This is a genomic window from Shewanella sp. SG44-6 (genome assembly GCF_014164185.1).
Classification (GTDB): Bacteria; Pseudomonadota; Gammaproteobacteria; order Enterobacterales; family Shewanellaceae; genus Shewanella; species Shewanella vesiculosa.
The window spans coordinates 58,383-73,257 of sequence record NZ_JACJER010000007.1 but is presented as its reverse complement, the minus strand read 5'-3'; the positions used below and the strand labels follow the sequence as shown (position 1 = coordinate 73,257).

General features: G+C 42.8%; 12 protein-coding genes. 5 read left to right on the top strand and 7 right to left on the bottom strand.

Annotated elements, in window-relative coordinates:
* Positions 1–2,803 (top strand): Ig-like domain-containing protein (locus H5185_RS02545; protein ID WP_182741253.1); only part of this gene is annotated, 2,803 nt, incomplete at its 5' end.
* A 661-nt stretch (positions 2,804–3,464) separates the two neighbouring features.
* On the opposite strand, the gene trpA is transcribed toward H5185_RS02545, so the two are convergent.
* The 6 genes from trpA to H5185_RS02515 all read right to left on the bottom strand — a co-directional run bounded on the left by trpA (position 3,465) and on the right by H5185_RS02515 (position 10,198).
* Complete coding sequence (gene trpA, locus H5185_RS02540) at positions 3,465–4,268, bottom strand: tryptophan synthase subunit alpha (RefSeq protein ID WP_182741252.1); 804 nt, start codon at positions 4,266–4,268, stop codon at positions 3,465–3,467.
* A complete protein-coding gene (gene trpB, locus H5185_RS02535) occupies positions 4,261–5,472 on the bottom strand; it encodes a tryptophan synthase subunit beta (RefSeq protein WP_182741251.1) in 1,212 nt (403 codons plus the stop codon). The genes trpA and trpB overlap by 8 nt, the downstream gene beginning before the upstream one ends.
* 71 nt (positions 5,473–5,543) lie before the next feature.
* Positions 5,544–6,947 carry a bifunctional indole-3-glycerol-phosphate synthase TrpC/phosphoribosylanthranilate isomerase TrpF gene (gene trpCF / locus H5185_RS02530; protein ID WP_182741250.1) on the bottom strand — a complete coding sequence of 468 codons (1,404 nt, stop codon included), beginning with the start codon at positions 6,945–6,947 and terminating at the stop codon, positions 5,544–5,546.
* Positions 6,940–7,983: an anthranilate phosphoribosyltransferase gene (gene trpD / locus H5185_RS02525; RefSeq protein WP_182741249.1), complete on the bottom strand. Its 1,044-nt coding sequence runs from the start codon at positions 7,981–7,983 to the stop codon at positions 6,940–6,942. The genes trpCF and trpD overlap by 8 nt, the downstream gene beginning before the upstream one ends.
* Positions 7,983–8,585 carry an aminodeoxychorismate/anthranilate synthase component II gene (locus H5185_RS02520; RefSeq protein ID WP_124016534.1) on the bottom strand — a complete coding sequence of 201 codons (603 nt, stop codon included), beginning with the start codon at positions 8,583–8,585 and terminating at the stop codon, positions 7,983–7,985. Before H5185_RS02520 ends, trpD begins: the two co-directional genes overlap by 1 nt.
* A 41-nt stretch (positions 8,586–8,626) precedes the next feature.
* Positions 8,627–10,198 carry an anthranilate synthase component 1 gene (locus tag H5185_RS02515; protein WP_182741256.1) on the bottom strand — a complete coding sequence of 524 codons (1,572 nt, stop codon included), beginning with the start codon at positions 10,196–10,198 and terminating at the stop codon, positions 8,627–8,629.
* 450 nt (positions 10,199–10,648) lie between these two features.
* Between H5185_RS02515 and H5185_RS02510 the strand changes: the two genes are divergently transcribed.
* The 4 genes from H5185_RS02510 to scpB all read left to right on the top strand — a co-directional run bounded on the left by H5185_RS02510 (position 10,649) and on the right by scpB (position 13,827).
* Positions 10,649–11,509 carry an RNase RNM gene (locus tag H5185_RS02510; RefSeq protein ID WP_182741248.1) on the top strand — a complete coding sequence of 287 codons (861 nt, stop codon included), beginning with the start codon at positions 10,649–10,651 and terminating at the stop codon, positions 11,507–11,509.
* Complete coding sequence (locus H5185_RS02505) at positions 11,506–12,126, top strand: L-threonylcarbamoyladenylate synthase (RefSeq protein ID WP_124016493.1); 621 nt, start codon at positions 11,506–11,508, stop codon at positions 12,124–12,126. The genes H5185_RS02510 and H5185_RS02505 overlap by 4 nt, the downstream gene beginning before the upstream one ends.
* A 39-nt stretch (positions 12,127–12,165) precedes the next feature.
* Complete coding sequence (locus tag H5185_RS02500; RefSeq protein ID WP_124016494.1) at positions 12,166–12,954, top strand: ScpA family protein; 789 nt, start codon at positions 12,166–12,168, stop codon at positions 12,952–12,954.
* Positions 12,955–13,080: 126 nt separating this feature from the next.
* Positions 13,081–13,827 carry an SMC-Scp complex subunit ScpB gene (scpB, locus tag H5185_RS02495; protein ID WP_182741247.1) on the top strand — a complete coding sequence of 249 codons (747 nt, stop codon included), beginning with the start codon at positions 13,081–13,083 and terminating at the stop codon, positions 13,825–13,827.
* Between the two features lie 100 nt (positions 13,828–13,927).
* Here scpB and H5185_RS02490 read toward each other — a convergent pair whose 3' ends face one another.
* Positions 13,928–14,854 (bottom strand): LysR family transcriptional regulator, encoded by a 927-nt coding sequence (locus H5185_RS02490; RefSeq protein WP_182741246.1) that lies wholly within the window; start codon positions 14,852–14,854, stop codon positions 13,928–13,930.
* Positions 14,855–14,875: the final 21 nt, after the last annotated feature.

Sequence of the window (14,875 nt, the reverse complement as noted above, 5' to 3'; positions counted from 1 at the left end):
TAATGAGTTACGAAGTATAAATAAGAGCTCGCCAGGATCTGTAAGGGCTACGTTATTAAAAGACGGAGCAGCTGTACCGAATGCATTAATTAATTTTTCTTTAGTTGGTGAGGGGGTCATTAACCCTACATCAGGAAATGCACTAACTGATGCGAGTGGTTTTGCTAAAGTGACTCTATTGACTGGTACGGTGGATGGTGCTGGTACTGTTCAAGCAACCTTTAATCTAGATAATGAACTATTAACAGAAACATTTAATTACAGTGTTGCTGGTGATGCTCCTGGTGGCGATGGTGAAAACAACTCATTAACCATAAGCTTGCTTGATGGTACTGGAAATCAGGCTTCTAGTATTAGCCAATCATCTCCAGGACGTGTACAAGTTTATTTACTTGACCGAAATAACAACCCACTAAGTGGGAAAGTTATTTCATTTTCTAGTAGCTTAGGTGAGTTTCTACCTTCAGTAGGGACAGCCCTTACGGATGGCGCTGGTAAAGCTGAATTAGCTATTACAGCAGGAACCGTAGAGGGGGCTGCTACTATCACTGCTAGTTATGGTTTAACAGTTGATACTGTCAGTTTTACTACCGCTGGTGATGATATTGATCCCGTTGCTGCAGATCCTTCTATCTCATTTGAAATTTATGATTGTAATGGTGTTGTAGCATTCGACAAGACTTTGAAAAACTTTGAAGTCTGTCCTGTTACCGATAACATTACTAATCAACGCCCTGGTATTTTAGGGGCAATAGTCAAACTTGATGGTTCTAATCAACCTTTAAAGCAAGTACTAATTACTGCTGGTACGACTTTAGGTGCAATTAGCCCAAATTCTGCTACAGCAATAACTAATGCTGACGGTAAGGCTGTTTTAGATCTATATTCAAACGGTGATGTTGGTGCTGGTGAAGTGTCTTTAAAAGTTAAACAAGTTACTTCTACCAAAGCTTTTGAGATTGGTCGTGTCGATATCTCTCTTGAAGTTAGTACATACATAGGTACTAACACTCTTCCAGCTGGCGGCTCTACTGTTATTGAAGTGACCGTTAAAGCTCCGGATGGCAGTATTGAGACAAGTCAACCTTTTACATTAGAGTTTTCTTCTCAATGTATGTCGGCAGGTAATGCAGTTGTTGATTCTCCGGTTATAACAAATGCGGGTAAAGGTTTTGCAACCTATCGAAGCATTAATTGCGAAGGTACAGATACTGTTACTGTTTCAGCAATTACAGGAGCATCAAGCGTAAATGCTACTGCGGATATCACCATTAATCCTAATGCGGTCGGTGCAATTCAATTCGTCAGTGCGTCACCAAAGGAGCTCGCAATTAAAGTCTCTGGAGGCCTTGATGGTGCAGGTGCTCGTTCAGAAACCGCAAATGTTGCTTTCAAGTTGCTCAATGAGATCGGTCAGCCAGCAAGTTCTGAAAGAGTTTGTTTTGAACTCTCTACTGATGTGGGGGGTATGGTATTAACTCCAGCACCATTAGCAGATGATTTTGTAAATTGTCCTAATTTTCCTAAAGTAGGTGATGCTGAGTATCCTAGCGATATCAGTACTCCTAATAAATATGCAGTAGCTTACACTGATGCTAATGGTGATGTATCTGTTACTGTACGTTCAGGAACAATACCAACACCTGTTAAAGTTTTTGCTCTTTGGCAGGATGCTACAGATCCGGCAAGTCTTATAGTGTCAAATGTGTCTGATAGTTTAACAGTGACAACTGGTTTAGCTGATTACAACAGCTTTTCCTTGTCAGCGACAACGTTAAACGTAGAGGGCTGGAGTCATGATGGAGAGTCATCGACGATTACCATTCGTTCTGCAGATCATTTTAATAATCCTGTTCCAGATGGAACTGTGATCAACTTTAGAACTGAAGGTGGCTCTATCAGCGCCAGCTGTGAAACGGCAGGTCGAACAGGAGCTTGTTCTCTAGATTGGACGAGCCAGAATCCACGCCCATTTGAAGGAACATCTGTTGTTTGTCCTGTTGCTTTTAACGGTTTATTAACACCACCATGTACCGGTAATCAGTTAGCGGGTTATTTAGATGGTTCTACTTCTGTTATAGCAGAGCCTCGACCTGGTCGAGCAACGATAACTGCTTTCGCTATCGGCGAAGAGAGTTTTGTTGATTTGAATGGCAATGGTTTATTTGATATTGGTGAAGATTTCATTGATTTAACTGAAGCCTTTACTGATGATAACGAAGATGGGTTTTATCGTGGCTCATCAGTGCCTTTAGGCGCTGTAAATGAAGAGTTTATTGACTTTAATACCAATGGTAGCTTTGATGGTAAAGATGGTTTTTATACTGGTCTTTTGTGCGCAGCATCTTCAGCATCTAATTGTACTCAAACCGGAGTCAATAACACCCAAGCACAACTTAATGTGTTCAGAAATATGCCGATTGTAATGTCTGGTTCCGTGCCTTACGGTCGTTTAGTTGATATTGATAGCTCGGGAAATATTACCCCTGTAGTCGATATAGATTTAACTGCGGCAACAGGCGTATCCTCAAAAACTGTTTATTTATTCTTGTCTGATATCAATAATAACACTCTTGCCAACGGTACTGAGATTACAACCAGTATTGACAATGGTGCATTATCTACATCTACATCGTCGTACACAATTGGTAACAATACCTCCAACAAACCATTACTGTATGCATTTACTGTAACTCGAGAAGCTAGTCCAAATCAAAAATCAGCTGGATTATTATCTATTACAGTTAAAACCATTTACGGCGATCCGGTTTCATACAGTGTTAATGTCAGAGATGATGGCTAAGGAGTTAGCTTTATTTCTTAATTGATTGATATTAAATAATTAATCAATCACGTGTTTAGTAAATAAAAAATAGGCTATGAACTCGTTCTAGGCCTATTTTTATATTACTAAGGTTTTGATTTTATTTTAATTATTGATTTTTTGAGTGATGGGTTAATTTGTTTTATATCCATAATTTACTATATTTTGGCTGTCATCAACTAAAGCTGTACAAAATTAGGAACTGTCTAAATAGTAGTAAGTTACTTGTTATCATTGGTTTTAAAAAGGTTTCACTGGATTAAATTTAATACATTAGATACTCAAATAATAAGTCCTTTAGTGAGAAAAATCTCAAACCTCTTTGATGTAATATAGATTAAATAATCTACCAATTTTTTAATATTGTAATATAGAAAACAGATTTATGGATTAGTTCTATATGTTGACTATCGCCCATGGATAATTTATTCGACCTAAATGTTATTTCATCAATAAAATCTTTAGATATTTAGAGCTAATTCAATCGCAAGAGCAAACCGTCACTAATTTTACTTTACTCTACTTCGAGAGTATTTTAGATTATCACAGACTTAGAGTACCCGTCTAAAATGGCATCCATTAAAAAAGGCGCGTTACGCGCCTTTTTTGTTTTTACTTTTCTATTAAGAACACAACGTTTCTAGGTTGCCGCTTTCATTGCTGCGGTAAATTGAGCAAGTTTTGCCAGTAATGTGACTTCATCATGTTGATGAGCTTCGATAATTTTAACCACGGCAGAACCAGATATCGCGCCTGCGGCACCGGCTTTGATGGCCGCGCGCACTTGCTCTGGTTCGGCAATACCAAAACCTAATAGTGGCGGTGGGGCATTAAATTCGACCAACTGTGCCAGAATATTCTCAATTGGCACACCGGCTTTCGATTCAGTACCCGTAACGCCGGCTCGTGATAATAGATAGGTATAACCTTCACCTTGTGCGCTGACCATTTTTAAGGTGTCAGCATCAGCATTAGGCGGTGCGATAAAGATAGGTGCGATACCATGTGCTTTTGCGGCCAAGCTAAAAGGTTTTGACTCTTCAACTGGCACATCGGCAATCAATACCGAATCTACACCTGCAGCTTGTGCTTTTGCGTAAAACTCATCAATACCATTGGCAAATACTAAATTGGCATACAGTAATAGTCCGATAGGCAGATCAGGATATTGCGCGCGTATTTTAGCGATAATGTCAAAGCAATCGCTTTGTTTAGTTCCAGCGGCTAATGAGCGTAAGTTAGCACCTTGTATTACTGGGCCATCAGCTAATGGATCTGAAAAAGGAAAACCTAATTCAAGTGCATCAGCACCATTATCAACTAAGGTTTGAATGATCTTTAACGATAATTCAGGGCTCGGATCGCCAATGGTGACAAAAGGAACAAACGCACCTTGATTTTGTGCCTTAAGTGCAGCAAATTTTGCTTGATAACGGTTACTCATTGCCGCTCTCCTGTTGTTTTTGTTTCGCTTCTAAAATATCTGCGACAGTGAAAATATCCTTGTCACCACGGCCTGATAAATTAACCACTAAAATGGTCTCTTTAGTCGCTTCTTTTGCCATGCGAACTGCGTAAGCAAGTGCATGCGCTGATTCTAATGCCGGAATGATACCTTCACAGCGAGCGAGGGTTTGGAACATTTCTAACGCTTCATCATCGGTTGCTGATTCATATCGTGCACGACCAATGGCATTTAAATGTGCATGTTGCGGGCCTACCGAGGGAAAATCAAGCCCGGCAGAAACAGAATACGACTCTTCAATTTGACCATCACTGTTTTGCATTAACGGTGATTTCATGCCAAAGAATATACCAGTTTTACCGTGTTTAAGCGGCGCGCCGTGCATCGTAGTATCAAGTCCTTTACCTGCAGGTTCAACACCAATTAATTCAACTGAAGGTTCGTCAATAAAGTCGGCAAACATACCAATAGCATTTGAGCCTCCGCCAACACAGGCGATGACAGCGTCAGGTAAACGGCCTTCTTTTTCAAGAATTTGTTTTTTGGTTTCTTCCCCAATAATACGCTGAAATTCGCGCACAATTGTCGGGAACGGATGTGGCCCAGCAGCGGTGCCGAGTAAGTAGTGAGCTTTATCATAACTTGCTGACCAGTCGCGCATGGCTTCGTTACAGGCATCTTTTAGGGTTGATGAACCTGAAGTCACCGGAATCACTTCAGCACCCATTAATTTCATTCGAAACACATTTGGCGATTGACGTTCAATGTCTTTAGCACCCATGTAAACTCGACATTTTAAGCCTAAAAGCGCACAGGCTAGGGCAGTGGCTACGCCATGTTGACCAGCACCTGTTTCTGCGATGATTTCTTTTTTACCCATACGTCTCGCTAACAACGCTTGACCTAACACTTGGTTGGTTTTGTGGGCGCCACCATGGAGTAAGTCTTCACGTTTTAGGTAGATTTTTACCATTGGATTTGGACTTAAATTACGTGTCAGTGTTAGCGCTGTTGGGCGGCCTGCATAGTTTTTCAGCAGGTCGGTAAATTCAGCGATAAAGCTTTCATCTTGTTGCGCGTCAATAAAGGCTGTTTCGAGTTGTTTTAATGCAGGCACTAAAATTTGCGGTACATACATACCACCGTATTCGCCGAAATAAGGGTTAAGCTTGAGCTCGGTCATAAATGTTCCCTTTGAGTAATCGTATATTCATGTTGATTCGTTATTCGTTGTTCGTTGTTCGTTATTCAATGTTAATTACGGCGTAACTGGGCAAATGCAGCGTTCAGTTTTTGATGGTCTTTATGGCCAGGAGCTGATTCTACTCCTGAATTTAAGTCGACCCCATAAAATCCCTGTTGGCTGGCAAGATAAACATTCTCTGCGGTTAACCCGCCGGCCAAGATGGCGTCTTGTTTATTACCAATATTGGCTTGCCAGTTAAATGTTTTTCCGGTGCCACCAAATTGCTGTGCAGATTTGCTGTCGTACAAATAACGATCGGCCCCGGCAGGTTTTGGACTCACTTCACCGCTCTGACTGTCAATTGCAATGGCTTTCCAAATCTCGGTGCTAAGTTGCTGCTCAGTCAGTAATGTTTTTAACTCTTTAATTTCAAGTTCTGTTTCATCGCCATGTAGTTGCACTGCAAAAAGATCCAGTGTTTTGGCTAAAGCTGCGATATCAGTAACGGCATGATTAACAAACACGCCGACCATGTTTAATCCAATATGATGTTGGTGCATTTGGGCGACTAAGTCACTTGCTTGTGCTGGCGTTACAGCTCTGGGTGACTTAGGATGAAATATTAATCCTCCAAATACTGCACCAGCTTGTGCCACTGCTGCAATATCGTCAATTTGAGTCAAGCCGCAAACTTTATTATTACCATAAATCAATTGTCTACAGGCTAAATCAATATCGTCTTGCGCCATTATTGAGCTACCGACAAGGTAACCATCAACTAATGGGTTTAAGCGACACACTTGCTGATGATAATAAATCCCTGACTCACTGATCACCACTCTGTCAGCGGGGATTTGCGGTGCTAATAATTCTGTGGTGGCAAGGTCGGTACTTAAGTCGCGTAAATTACGGTTATTGATACCAATAATCGGCGCGTTTAGATCAATCGCTCTAACTAATTCTGCTTCGTTACTGACTTCAGTTAAGCAATCTAAGTGATACTTTGCCGCTTCGTTTGCTAATAATCGATATTGTTGATCATCAAGCACTGACAGCATCAGTAAAATGGCATCAGCGCCTTGGTGAGCCGCTAATTTCACTTGGTAAGGGTCGACAAAGAAGTCTTTACAAATAATCGGCTGAGTCACTCTAGCGCGCACTTTAGGAATGTAGTCCATGTCACCTTGGAAAAATTCTTCGTCGGTTAACACTGAGATGCCTGCAGCATATCGAGTATAAATATCAGCGATAGCTTCTACATCAAAGTCGGCGCGGATCAGTCCTTTTGAAGGGCTGGCTTTTTTACATTCAAAAATAAACTGAGCATTCGGCGCTTTCAATGCATCAAATAAGCTACGATCTGATATTTTAGGTTGTAAGCTAGCTTCGGGGAAACGCAATTTAAGTGCGCTAATATGCGCGACTTTAGTTGCAACGATGCGGGTTAATACATTACTTTCTGGCTTACTCATGGTGTTCTCCTGCTTGGCTCACGGCAGCCAAATCGGTTAATAAGGTGAAGGCAGCGCCACTTGCAAGGGTTGCTAATGCTAGCTGTGTCCCGGCTTGAACTGAGTCGCACACACCACTGATATACAAAGCACAACCTGCGTTAATGGCCACAGCATCTCGGTGAGCAGGGAGGCCATTACCTTGTAAAATAGCTTGCGTTATGAGGGCATTGTCTGCCGGTTCGCCGCCGGTGAGTTGCTCGATACTTGCGCGCTTAACCCCTAGATCTTCAGGGCTAAGTTGGTAAGTACGCACCACACCGTCTTTTAGTTCTGCCACATAGGTATTGTCATGCAATGCCACTTCATCTAAACCACTACCATGTACCACCATGGCGCGTTTTACCCCCAAAGCATGGAGCACATGTGCGATAGGCTCGATCAGTTCAAGTGTGTAAACACCTAGAAGCATAAATTCTGGGCTTGCAGGGTTTATTAACGGTCCTAGCACATTAAAAATGGTCCGGGTTTTTAACGCTTGTCTTACCGGCACAGCATGTTTTACTCCGCCATGGTAATGCGGCGCAAATAAGAAACATAAACCCAGTTTATCTAAACACTGGCTTGCGGCATCTGGTGTCATGGTGAGTGCAATACCGCAATGTGATAGTAAGTCAGATGAGCCAGACTTGCTCGATACACTGCGATTACCATGTTTTGCTACTTTAGCGCCAGCTGCAGCGGCAACAAAAGCGGCTGTAGTGGAAATATTGATGGTGTTATGTCCATCACCACCGGTACCGACAATATCAACAATGCCGCTTTGTTTTGAGGCATCACTGCGTGGGAAGGGTTTAGCGGCTTGCCGTAATGCGTCTGCCGCTCCGGCTATTTCATCAATGGTTTCGCCACGCATTTTTAGCGCCACTAACATCCCTGCCATGGTGGCAGGTTGCATATCCCCTTGAATAATCGCGCTAAAAACTTGTGTCATTTGTTCACGAGTTAACGCAGTACCTTGATAAAGGCGGTCGAATAAAGCTTGCAGATTATCCATTATTCTCCTCCAGTAAAGGCGTGGTCTTGGGTTAAATACGCTAATGTTTGCGTCAGCAGTTGGCTACCTAAGGTGGTTAAAATTGATTCTGGATGAAACTGAAAGCCTATTGCTTGATGTTGTGGATGCAATATTGCCATCGGCATATCATCGGTAGTGGCAATGATTTCTAAGCAGTCAGGCACCTTTGTCGCCACCAAACTGTGGTAGCGCGCAACCGGTAATGGTGAGGGTAAATTGGCAAATACGCCTTGACCATTATGGAAGGTGGGGCTGGCTTTACCGTGAACCACAAATGGTGCTCGTTCTACTTTACCGCCATAATATTCGACCATAGCTTGATGACCTAAACAAATGCCCAACATTGGAACTTTGCCAGCTACTTTACCAATCAGTTCCATCATGCAGCCCGCTTCATGAGGGGCTCCTGGGCCTGGTGATAATACCAAGGCTGCTTTTGAGGTTTCATTGATAAGCTTTTGTGCAACATAATCGGCGCTGACATCATTACGGTAAATGATGACTTCACAACCAAGGCTGCGGAATTGATCGACTAAGTTGTAGGTGAATGAGTCAAAGTTATCCAGTAGGTACAGTTTCATGCGGTTAGTCGCTTGGTTACAGGCTTGTGTGGTTGCAGTGCTCATAGGCCACCTCCCATCTTTATTGCTGAGATAACCGCTTGGGCTTTTTGACGAGTTTCATCGGCTTCGGCTTGTGGGTCTGAATCAAATACCACGCCAGCACCTGCTTGTATATGAGCAACCCCATTTTTAACAAAGGCTGAACGGATAACAATGCAGGTATCCATGTCGCCAAGACCATTGAGGTAACCTACAGCGCCACCATAACTGCCGCGACGAGCTTGCTCTGCTTGGCGAACTAATTGCGATGCACGTACTTTTGGCGCGCCCACTAAAGTTCCCATGTTCATGCAAGCTTGATAAGCGTGCAGGGCATCTAAATCTAAGCGTAATTGACCGGTGACGCGACTGACTAAATGCATCACGTGCGAATAACGATCAACTTTTAACAGTTCAGCCACTTTACGGCTACCGCTTTGGCTGATGCGAGCAATGTCATTGCGGGCTAAATCGACTAGCATTAAATGTTCAGACAATTCTTTCTTATCTAAACGCAGCTCAAGCTCTATACGACTGTCTAGGTCAAAATCGATTTCACCTTGGGCATTTTTACCGCGCTTTCGGGTGCCAGCAATGGGATACACTTCAACTTGGTTACTGGCCGCATCGTATTTCAGGGCACTTTCTGGCGATGCGCCAAATAAGGTGAAATCAGGACCTCTGAAATAGAACATATACGGACTAGGATTGGTTAAGCGCAAAGCCCGATATGCCCCTAGGGTATTTGGACAAGGTAGACTGAAACAACGTGATGGCACCACTTGGAAAATATCACCGGCGACAATGTGTTCTTTTAAATCAATCACGGTCTGCTTAAATTGCTCGTCGGTGATATTAACTTCTTCGTCGGTTGTCACTGGCGTTAATTGAGCAATATCACCTAGCTCAGCGCATTGTTCGGTAACGTGTTGCAGTTGCAAGGTTAATTGCTCTGCAATGATGTTGTCTTGACCGAATTGGTGGCTGACAATCTCAGCTTGCTGAGTTTGATGGTCAATTAAAATAAGTGTCTCAGCTAGATAAAATAAATAGTCAGGGCAATCATTATGCGCATTGGGCGCAGCAGGGAGTGGCTCGACGGTATCAATTAAGTCATATGCTAATACACCACCTAAGAATAAATCTTCAAATTTAAGCGGATTATTGGTTTGAATGTGCTTGATAAACATTCTTAAGCCATCAAGAGGCGATGTTGACTTTAACCGTGCATCTTCATCTTGTAACTCGGTGGCTTTTTGCAGCGTCACGATGAGAGTATCATTATCTCGTTGTTGCTGTGCATCACTGAAGAAGTTCGCTATTGGCGCTAACAACGCTGCACCATTTTGAGTTAATGCGCTAAAGCTAAGCTGATAACCGTCGCAACGAATCATCATTGCCGCATGGGTGAGGACGATACTTTTTAAATGGTCTTTACTTTCGACCTCCGCAGACTCTAACAGCATGGTATGCGGCGCGTTATTAGTCACTTGCTGATACAGTTTTAGCGGATCTGTATGGTAGGTTAGTGCCTGCTTTTGCGTGGTAACCTGAGCGAGTTGATTTGATGTAGTCACTGTTGTCGTCACTATGTCGCCGCTCCTTGTATCATGTTTATTTATCATCTATTGGCCTCTAATATTGTGTAACCCGAGTGACTAATTTTGCATGGGCCAGATAACAAGAAAGCCCACATTTCTGCGGGCTTTTTGGTAAAATCTTGTCTCTTAAAAATGAGCACAACGCTTCACACCACCCGTTAATTTGGGAAGTGCCACCACCAAGTAATGTGTAATGAAGCTAAAGAATGTGTCATTGTTAATCGCTATGTTATGTCTTTGTTTAATGCCTATAGGAAAACCCAGCTGGAGAGTAATGTCAATTGAATATTTCTCAAAAGCCATTAAAAAATGACAACCAGGATAACGAGAGGCTAATTATTGAGCGCTTTAGGTGGCTTGTGTATAAATAATTCATCAATTGCCATCATTTATTCATAAATCCAAGCAGTATTTTTATCGCTACTCTTGTACAATAAGCACATGATTACAGAGACTCTCCTGGCCGATCTTCATAGCCACACGACCGCATCAGACGGTCAATTAACACCAACCGAATTATTAACTCGCGCTATTGAAAAAGGCGTCGAGATGTTTGCTATTACTGACCACGACACAGTCGGAGGGTTAGCAGAAGCGCATCTTGCCAATCAAGCGCATGCCACACCATTAGTGTTAATTAATGGTTGTGAGATTTCAACGCGTTGGAACAGTTTTGATATTCATATTGTCGGTTTAAACTTAGATATCGGCCATATTGGATTATTAGACTTCTTAACTCACCAACGCCAATTGCGTGAAGTGCGTGCCCAAGAAATTGGCGAGCGTTTAGCTAAGGCCGGGATTGAAGGCGCTTATGACGGCGCAAAAGCAATTGCTGGCGACGCCGCACTGAGTCGTGGCCATTATGCAAGATGGTTAGCTGATAATGGTCATGCGACAGATATGCCTAGCGTGTTCAAACGTTACTTAGCGCGCGGAAAAACCGGTTATGTGCCTAATAATTGGGGCGACATGGCCAATGCGATAGACCACATTCATCAAGCGGGTGGCGTTGCAGTCTTGGCTCACCCTAGTGGTTACAAATTATCGGCCAAATGGCTTAAGCGCTTAGTACGTGAATTTGCAGAGGCCGGTGGCGATGCAATGGAAGTTATTCTAGGCCAGCAAACATTGGATGATCGTAATAATCTTATCGCATTAAGTAAGCAAAATAACCTACTTGCTTCTGTGGGGAGCGATTTCCACTTCCCCAGTAATTGGATCGAGCTAGGTAAAAACTTATTCCAACCTCAAGGTGTGGAATGGGTTTGGCAATCACAACATTGGACGGAAAGAGCATGAGTCAATTTTGGTATATTCATGATGAAAACCCACAAGCAAGGTTAATAAACCAAGCGGTGGCGATTCTTAAACAAGGTGGAGTCATTGTTTACCCAACAGACTCTGGTTATGCATTAGGCTGTATGATTGGCGAAAAAAATGCCATGACGCGCATGGCGCGTATTCGCCAGATAGAAAACGACACCAATTTTTCATTAATGTGTCGTGACTTATCTGAACTGGCTAATTTTGCCCGGGTTGATAATCAAGCATATCGTTTATTAAAAAGCTGTATGCCTGGGCCATATACGTTTATTTTCAAAGCCACTAAAGAAGTGCCGCGCCGGTTACAATGCGATAAAAAACGCACCATAGGTATCCGCGTGCCGAATAATGTAATTGCATTGGCGTTACTTGAAGCATTGGGTGAGCCGATGATGACCACCAGTTTAGTTATGCCAAATGAGCAATTTGCTGAGTCAGACCCTGAGCATATTCGCGACATTCTCGATCACCTAGTCGAAGGTATTATTCATGGCGGCTATTTGCCTGAAAATCAAACGACTGTGATTGATATGTCTGAAGATGAGATGGTGATATTACGTCATGGTGCTGGCGATACCAGTGCATTTGAATAACCACAGGTGACCATGGTTGATGAACCGTCAAGGATAAATATGCAAGGTAGCCAGCAGAGCCTGCCATTGGCAGTGGTTCGTGGCCAAGTACTTGATAGCATGCCACTAGACTTGTTTATTCCGCCTGAGGCCTTAGAAGTGTTTCTTGAAACCTTCGAGGGCCCGCTGGATTTATTGCTGTATCTCATTCGCAAACAAAAATTGGATGTGGTTGATTTACCCATTCAACAAATTACCCAGCAATATTTACTCTATATTGAGATCCTGACTGAAGCGCGGATTGAGCTGGCGGCTGATTATTTAGTGATGGCCGCAACCTTAGCTGAAATTAAGTCACGTTTGCTTTTGCCTAAAATGGCCAGTGAAAATGATGAGGAAGAAGACCCTCGCGTGGTACTGATCCGGCAATTAAAAGCCTATGAAGTGATAAAGCAAGCTGCTGCAGATATCGATGCATTACCACGGATTGAGCGAGATGTATTACAAGCATCGGTGAGTGCAGCTCCAGACATTAAACCTGTCACTGTGCCACCTGAAGTGTCGCTGGTGGATATTGCCCGCGCGTTTGGTGAAGTGCTGAAACGCATTGATGCCAATGAAGATCATCATGTTAAGCGCGAACAGTTATCAACCCGCGAGCGTATGAGCCAAATTTTAGCCAGGTTATCCAGTACCGAATTCATTGGTTTTGAGTGTTTGTTTGATGTCAGTGAAGGCCGAGCCGGTGTGGTCGTGAGCTTTTTGGCACTTATGGAGCTGGTTAAAGAGTTACTGGTTGAATTAGTACAAAATGAACCTTTCTCGCCCATTTATGTAAAAGCCTATTAATCAAGCTCAACGCTGTGAGCAAAACACATGACAAGTTTGACATAACGGACTTAACACAACGCAAATATTAACGATTTATCCCTCTCTTTTATCCAAAGTTGAGGTTAACGATATTCGAAGAGATCCATGAAGCCAATTAATCCTACACAGCTAAAGCAACTTATCGAAGCCAGTTTATTTGTCTTAGCTAAGCCATTGTCAGTTAACGCTATCAAAGAAACTGTGTTGGCTGACTTTAGTGTGTCGCGCTCGCGCATTCAGGAAGTGCTTGATGAATTACAACTAGATTATCAAGAGCGTGGAGTGCAACTAGTGAAAGTTGCCAGTGGTTATCGCTTCCAAACTCAGGAGATGCTCAGTCCTTACCTGCAACCGCTATGGCAAGAGAAATCTCCTAAGTATTCACGTGCAACCCTGGAGACCTTAGCGGTTATTGCTTATCGACAACCGGTAACACGTGGCGATATTGAATACATCAGAGGCGTGGCTATTAGCAGCCATATCATAAAAAGCTTAGTCGATCGCCAGTGGATTAAAGTAGTGGGCCATAAAGAGGTACCTGGTAGGCCTGCGTTATTTGCCACCAGCAGTGTATTTCTCGATTACTTTAATCTTACCAAGCTAGCCGACTTGCCAGCCTTAACTGATGCCGACTCTTTACATGCTTTATTTGAAAAAGCTCAGCTAGGCATGGACAATCAATCTGAGCTTGAAACCGTCGTTGATCCAGATAACGATGACGTCGTTGCCCTTGATGAGGTATCTGAGCCAGATGGAGCTATTAAGTTTGATGAACAAGATGGCGCGGTTAACAATGACATTGATCCTGACAATCAAAACGATAATAACCCTTCGCATCAGCCACATCATTAATTAAGCATGTCATATTAACCCTTATCGGTAACATCTTGGTGCACCCTCTAGCGCTATTCGTTTTCCTCATCAATATCTAAGAGTTGGTCCAGTCGCTTTATCACATCCACACTTTTACATGTGTCGACGGCGATTGATAATGGCCACTTTGAGGCAGATTGGCTAACATGTAATCGATAAAGCGTTGGCTGGCAAGACTTAAAAAACGCCTCGAAGGGTAAACTAAAAAGACTACCGCCATATAAGGTGGGAGTTCATCAAACAAACGCACCAATTTGCCATGTTTAAAATCCTCCTGACAAATTCGCAAAGGTAAATAACCTATGCCGCGGCCAGAAAGCGTTGCTTCATAAGCGAGTTGGATACTATTGGTACACAAATTACCTTTCACCGCTTGCATCGCATCATTTGCCAAAGGCACTTCGCTGAAGGTTTTACCATTAGGGAAGCGAAATAAAATCGAATTATATTGCTCTATGTCCTCTGGTGAATGCGGTGTTCCGGCGTTAGCCAGATATTGTGGACTGGCAACAAAATATAACTCTTCGCGAATAATCGGTTTTGCCACCATGTCTATTTCGCTAAACGTTTCTTGGACCATAAATGCAATATCGATATTGTGTCTGACCATATCGAGGGGTTCTGTGCTGCTAATAATTTCAACTGACAGCTTTGGATTTGCGTCCATAAAATTAAAAATTTTGCTGACAATGTCCATCATCTCTGGGATAGGGAAGATTAATATCCGCAGATGGCCATTGAGTTCAGCTTTGTTATCGGTGATTTCATCTAATGTCTGTGCTAAATCAGCTAGCATAGTTAAGGTTTTTTGGTAGAAATGACTGCCTGCGGAGGTGAGGGTGATGGCGCGGCTTTGACGGTGAAACAGCTTTAAATTTAATGACTCCTCTAACGATTGCAAGCGTCTACTGACGGTTGACTTAGGCAAATTCAATAAGTTAGCCGCTTCAAGAATGCTGCCGGTTTCGACGATGCGGTGGAATAATGCAATGTCTTCAGTTTTCATATTGTTTGCTCTAATAATGCT